Here is a 6212-nt window from a genome sequence, read left to right on the forward strand (position 1 = left end):
CGAGGTCGGCGGCACCGACCATGCCGGCCTCGGGGCCGAGCTGGGCGCGCACTATGCGGGCCTCGGGTCGGTAACCGCGGCCGGTGAGCTGCCGCTTGAACGCGTCCCGCGCGGGGCCGATCAGCAGGTCGTCGGCGGCCGAGACGCCACCGCCGATCACGAAGCAGGAGGGGTCGAGGGCGGCGGCGAGGTTGGCGATGCCGACGCCGAGCCACTGGCCGATGTCCTGGAGCAGTTCGATGCACATCGCGTCGCCCTCGCGGGCCAGCTCGGTGATCATCGGCCCGGTGATCTCGCCGATGTTGCCCTTGACGTGCTCGATGATCCCGTAGGCCACCGGGGAGTCCGCCGCGGCCAGTTCGCGGGCCTCCCTGACCAGCGCGTTGCCGGAGCTGTACTGCTCCCAGCAGCCGCGGTTGCCGCACGCGCAGCGGTGGCCGCCGGGTACGACCTGCATATGGCCGAACTCGCCGGCGACGCCCCACTTGCCGCGCTTGACCTGGCCGTCCTCCAGGATCGCGCCGCCGATGCCGGTGCCGAGCGTGATCATGACGAGGTGGTCCTCGCCGCGGCCTGCGCCGAAGCGCCACTCGGCCCAGGCGGCGGAGTTCGCGTCGTTGTCCACCAACACAGGGACGGCGAGGCGGCTGGAGATGCGGTCGCGGAGCGGCTCGTTGCGCCAGGACAGGTGCGGGGCGAAAAGGATGCGGTTGCGCTCCGCGTCGACCCAGCCGGCCGCGCCGATGCCGACCGCGTGCACGTCGTGGCGGTCGGACAGGTCCAGGACCAGTTCGACGATGGTGTCCTCGACGACCTTGGGGCTCTTGGACTTGTCCGGGGTCTCCGTGCGGAGCTTCTCCAGGATGTTGCCGTCGGCGTCCACGACGCCCGCCATGACCTTGGTGCCGCCGATGTCGATGCCGACCGTGGGCACGCGGGGGGCCGTCAGGTGGGAGCGGCGCTCCCTCGTGCCGACCGTCCTGAGTGCGGGGGCACGCCGGGAGCCTATGGGGGCGCTGAAGTTGCCGTAGGTGCTCATCAAGGCCCGATTCTGCCTCACCGTGACCGGGGGTGCTGTGCGGGGGCGTACAGGGGGTGCGGATCGTTGCCTTGTGCGGGTGCGTTGTGGCTGGTCGCGCAGTTCCCCGCGCCCCCAAAGGGGGCGCTGTCGTGAGCCCCAATTAAAATCTTATTGTCCGGACATTATGACGAATATCGCGGGCGAAACGGGTGCACTCAGGGGCGTACCAGAAGCTGGAACTCGAACGAGTAACGCGTCGGCCGATACGTATGGCTGCCGAATTCGACCGCCCGGCCCGTGTCGTCGAACGTCGTGCGCTGCATGGTCAGCAGCGGGGCACCCTCGGGCTCGGCGAGCCGCTCGGCCTCCTCGGCCGTCGCGCCGCGGGCGCCGATGGACTGGCGGGCGCTGTGCAGGGTGATTCCGGCGGTGCGCATCATCCGGTACAGGCCGGTGGCCTCCAGCTGCGCGGTGTTCAGGTCGAGCAGGCCGAGCGGCAGGTGGTTGGAGAGGTACGCCATCGGTTCGCCGTGCGCGAGGCGCAACCGGTCGATGCGGTGCACGTCGCTGCCCTCGGCCACGCCGAGCGCCGCCGCCACCTCGGCAGACGCCGGAACGACGGTGTTGACGAGGACCTTCGTGGCGGGGCGCTGTCCGGCCGCCTCCAGGTCGTCGAAGAGGCTGCTGAGTTCCAGTGGGCGTTTGACCTGGCTGTGCACGACCTGGGTGCCGACGCCCCGGCGGCGCACCAGGAGGCCCTTGTCGACCAGGGACTGGATGGCCTGGCGGACCGTGGGCCGGGACAGACCGAGCCGGGCCGCCAGCTCGATCTCGTTGCCCAGCAGGCTGCCCGGGGTCAGCGAGCCGTGCTCGATCGCGGCCTCCAGCTGTTGGGACAGCTGGAAGTACAGCGGCACCGGGCTGCTCCGGTCCACGCTGAGTTCGAGCGGCACTGTCGGGTCCACATCTGGTTTCGGCACGGGCCGAGCGTAGCTCTGTGAATGGTTGACGGGAAGTGATGTAGTTCGATTGTCCGGACATACGCATTGACAGCGTGCCTGGTCGGCCCTCAGTTTGTTCCCATGCGCATCGGAGTCATCGGTACGGGCCGCATCGGGACCATCCATGCCAGGACGCTCAGCCGTCATCGTGAGGTCGGTTCGCTGATCCTCACCGACGTGGACCCCTCGCGGGCCCAGGAGCTGGCGAACCGGCTGGGGGAAACGGCGGCACCGAGCACGGAGGAGATCTTCAAGTGGGGCGTGGACGCCGTGGTGATCACTACGGCGACATCGGCGCACGCCGAATTAATCGGCAGGGCGGCACGCTCCGGGCTCCCGGTGTTCTGCGAGAAGCCCATCGCGCTTGATCTGCCCGGTTCGTTGGCGGCGATCGCCGAGGTCGAGACGGCGGGAACGATCCTTCAGATGGGGTTCCAGCGCCGGTTCGACACGGGCTACACGGGTGCCCGGGAGGCGGTGCGCTCGGGGCGGCTGGGACGGCTGCACACGGTCCGGGCGATGACCTCCGACCAGACCCCGCCGCCGGCCGCCTATCTGCCGATCTCCGGCGGGCTGTACCGGGACACGCTCATCCACGACTTCGACATGCTGCGCTGGGTGACCGGGCGCGAGGTGGTCGACGTGTTCGCGGCCGGGTCGGACGCCGGGCCCGCGATGTTCCGCGAGGCCAGTGACATCGACACGGCCGCCGCCGTCCTCACACTGGACGACGGCACGCTGGCCACGGTGACGGCGTCGCGGCTGAACGGGGCGGGCTACGACGTCCGCATGGAACTGGCCGGGGAACTCGACCAGGTCGTGGTCGGCCTGGACGACCGGACGCCGATCGCGTCCACCGAGCCGACCGGGCCGCCGGCCGCGACCAAGCCGTGGACCGGCTTCCTGGAGCGCTTCGGGCCCGCCTACGAGGCCGAGCTGATCGCCTTCGTCGAGGTCGTGGTCGGTCAGCGGACCAATCCGTGCGACGGGCGCGAGGCCCTTCAGGCGCTGCGGATCGCCGAGGCGTGCGAGGTGTCCCGGCGCGAGCGAAGACCAGTCCGGCTCTGTGAGATCGCGGGCGGGTACACCGTCACTTGAGCGGCCGTACCGCCGTGGCGGCCACGTCCGCGGCGATCGCGAACTCGCAGTGCGGGCAACGCAGTTCGTACGGCAGTGGCGAATCGGTCCGCACAGTGCCTTGCCCGCGCCGTCCGCCTCGGGGCGACGGGTCGGTTCCCCTCAGGCCGTACGGACCGGCAGCACCGTGCCCTGGGCGACCGCGCAGAGGGACTCCGTGCCGTCGTCGGCGACCGTGAGGACGTCGCAGCGGACCACGGCCTGGCGGCGGCCGGCCTGCACGACCTCGGCCCGGGCCCGCAGTGTGCGGCCGGTGGCCGGGCGGACGTACTGGATGGTGAGGCCGCCGGTGAGGACCGCGGGGCCGAGGACGGTGCCGCCGGCGAAGGTGAGCGCGTTGTCGGCGGCGTAGGAGAGGACTCCGCCGTGCACGAAGCCGTTCTGCTGGTGGAGGTCCTCCCTGATGTCGATCTCCAGCGTGGCGCCGCCGTCCCCGAAGGCGCTCAGGCGCGCGCCGAGCAGCCTGCTGAAGGGCTGGCTCTCCAACGCCTTCCGGGCCATGGCCAGGTCGAACTCCACAAGTGCGGTCACTGGAGCGGGCCTCCTAGAGCTTCCACGGGCTTCCACCACGGCTTTCATCACGTCTTCGACGGCTGCTACGGCCGTCCGGTGCGGCCGTTCTACCAGCGCACCGGCAGGCTGCGCATCCCGCGCATCAGCATGCCCGGGAGCCAGTCGCCGGTCGGGCCGTCCAGGGCGAGGCCGGGAGCGCGCTCCAGCAGCGTCCGTATCGCCGTGCGTGCTTCGAGGCGGGCCAGCGGGGCGCCCAGGCAGTAGTGGATGCCGTGACCGAAGGCGAGGTGGCCTCGGGTGTCGCGGCGGATGTCGAAGCGGTCCGGGGCGGGGAAGCGGCCCGCGTCGCGGTCGGCGGCGGTCAGGCCGACCATGACGGCGTCGCCCTTCAGGACGTGGGTGCCCGCGATGTCCAGGGATTCCGCGGCGAAGCGGAACGTGCCGCTCTCCACCGGGCCCTCGTAGCGCAGCATCTCCTCGATCGCGCCGTCCAGGAGGGTCATGTCGGCGCGCAGGGCGGCGAGTTGGTCCGGATGCGTGAGCAGGGCGTGGACGCCGCTGGTGAGGAGGTTGACGGTTGTCTCGTGGCCGGCGATGAGCAGGATGAACGCCATGCCCCGCAGTTCCTGCGGGGAGAGCCGGTCGCCGTCCTCGGCGGTGGTGCGGATCAGGTCGCTGAGCAGGTCGTCGCTCGGGCCGGCGCAGCGCTTGTCCTCGATCAGGTCGCCGAGGTACTCGGCGAGCCGCACGAACGCGTCGTACTCATTGCCCGCGCTGGTGGGTGCGACCGCCTCCGTGGACAGCTTGCGGAACTCCGCGCGGTCCATGTCGGGCACGCCGAGCAGCTCGCAGATCACGGTGATGGGCAGCGGGTAGGAGAGCGATTCGACGAGGTCCGCGCGGCCGAGCGGCAGCATCGCGTCGAGGAGCTCGTCGGTGATCTGCTGGACGCGCGGGCGCAGTTCCTCGACGCGGCGCATGGTGAAGGAGCGGGTGATGAGCCCGCGCAGGCGGGTGTGCTGCGGCGGGTCGGCGCTCAGCAGGTACTTGCCGATCAGCTCCTCGTCGAGGAACGTCACCCCGATCCTGCTGCCGTCCTTGGCCAGCCGTGGGTCGGCGAGCGCGACGCGCGCCTCCTCGTACCCCACGGTCAGCCAGGTCACGCGGTGCTCCTCCGGCTCCGGCAGACGCACGAGGTGCACCGGGCCACGCTCGCGCAGCATGGCGTACACCGGATGCGGGTCCCGTCGGAACTCCTCGCCGAACTCCCCCAGGTCGATTGCCTCGGTATGTTCCCCCCTGTCCCGGACGATCCCCCGAGATCTCCCAGTGCAGTGGGAACGCACGGCGGCAGCGGCTAGTGCCCGTCCTCCCCGTCCCCTTCGAGCAGGCCCGCGTCGTACGCCAACAGGGCGATCTGCACACGGTTGTTGAGGTCGAGCTTGGCCAGGATGCGGGAGACGTGGGTCTTGACGGTGGCGACGCTCATGAAGAGGCCGGTGGCGATCTCGGCGTTGGCGAGGCCCTGTCCGACGGCGACGGCGACCTCGCGTTCACGGTCGCCCAGGGCGGCGATGCGGGCACGCGCGCGTGCGCGACGGGTACCGGTGCCCGTGCCGGCTGCGTGTTCCATGAGCTGGCGGGTGACCGCGGGCGACAGGACGGGATCGCCGGCCGCGACCCGGCGCACCGCGTCGAGGATCTCGGCGGGCGGGGTGTCCTTGAGGACGAAGCCGGCGGCGCCCGCGCGCAGGGCGCGCAGCACCTGTTCGTCGGCGTGGAAGGTGGTGAGGACCACGATCTGGGGCGCGTCGCCGCGGGCGCGCAGCCGCTCGGTGGCGGTCAGTCCGTCCACCGAGGGCATACGGATGTCCATCAGGACGACGTCCGGGTGGACGCGGTCGACGAGTTCCTCGACCTCGCTGCCGTCGGCGGCCTCGCCGACGATCTCGATGTCGGCGGCGCCGCCCATCATGAGGGACAGTCCGGCCCGCACCAGCGGGTCGTCGTCGACGAGGAGCAGTCTGATCGCGGTCATGGGGCTACGTAACCACGGCCCCGTGGGCGAAAGCGGGGTCACCCCCAGGGCAGCCACGCCCGCACCCGGAATCCGCCGCTCTTCTCCGGGCCGTGTTCGAGCCGTCCGCCCGCCAGCGTCGCCCGCTCGGTCAGGCCGATCAGGCCCTGGCCCGAGCCGGGGACGTGCGGGACCTCGCCCTCCGGGGGCGGGTTGTGCACGGCGATCACCAGGCCGTCGCCCGGGGTGCCGGTGACGGTCACCGTGACCTCTGTGCCGGGGGCGTGTTTGCGGGCGTTGGTGAGGCCCTCCTGGGCGATGCGGTAGGCGGTGCGGCCCACGGAGGCGGGCACCGCGGCGGGGTCGGTGACCCGGTTGACGAGGGTGACCTTCATGCCGGCCTCGCGGGACTCGGTGACCAGTGCGTCCAGGGCGCCGAGCGTGGGCTGCGGGCGGCCCGTGTCGTCGGGCTCGCCCGCGCGCAGGACGCCGATGATCTCGCGCAGGTCCTGCAGCGCCTCGT

7 protein-coding genes are annotated in these 6212 nt (G+C 71.4%); 1 reads left to right on the forward strand and 6 read right to left on the reverse strand.

What is annotated here, in order from left to right:
• A partial coding sequence (locus R6V09_RS43250; protein WP_317886963.1) for an ROK family glucokinase occupies positions 1–1039 on the reverse strand: 1039 nt, incomplete at its 3' end.
• 197 nt (positions 1040–1236) lie between these two features.
• A complete protein-coding gene (locus tag R6V09_RS43255) occupies positions 1237–1974 on the reverse strand; it encodes a GntR family transcriptional regulator (protein WP_317886967.1) in 738 nt (245 codons plus the stop codon).
• A gap of 129 nt (positions 1975–2103) precedes the next feature.
• Here R6V09_RS43255 and R6V09_RS43260 point away from each other — a divergent pair, with 129 nt between their 5' ends.
• On the forward strand, positions 2104–3120 hold the full coding sequence (locus R6V09_RS43260) for a Gfo/Idh/MocA family protein (RefSeq protein WP_317886964.1): 1017 nt from the start codon (positions 2104–2106) through the stop codon (positions 3118–3120).
• 141 nt (positions 3121–3261) lie between these two features.
• On the opposite strand, the gene R6V09_RS43265 is transcribed toward R6V09_RS43260, so the two are convergent.
• From R6V09_RS43265 to R6V09_RS43280, 4 genes are all read right to left on the reverse strand, one after another.
• The gene (locus R6V09_RS43265; RefSeq protein ID WP_317886968.1) at positions 3262–3660 is read right to left on the reverse strand and encodes a PaaI family thioesterase; all 399 of its coding nucleotides are present in this window, start codon (positions 3658–3660) and stop codon (positions 3262–3264) included.
• A gap of 119 nt (positions 3661–3779) precedes the next feature.
• Entirely contained in the window at positions 3780–4895 is a 1116-nt protein-coding gene (locus tag R6V09_RS43270) for a cytochrome P450 family protein (protein WP_317886965.1), read from the reverse strand.
• 134 nt (positions 4896–5029) lie between these two features.
• Complete coding sequence (locus tag R6V09_RS43275) at positions 5030–5710, reverse strand: response regulator transcription factor (protein ID WP_317886966.1); 681 nt, start codon at positions 5708–5710, stop codon at positions 5030–5032.
• Between the two features lie 38 nt (positions 5711–5748).
• Positions 5749–6212, reverse strand: a 464-nt coding sequence (locus R6V09_RS43280; RefSeq protein ID WP_327097550.1) for a sensor histidine kinase, incomplete at its 5' end; no start/stop codon positions are given.

Origin of the sequence: Streptomyces sp. W16, assembly GCF_033194735.1 — a bacterium.
Lineage (GTDB): Bacteria > Actinomycetota > Actinomycetes > Streptomycetales > Streptomycetaceae > Streptomyces.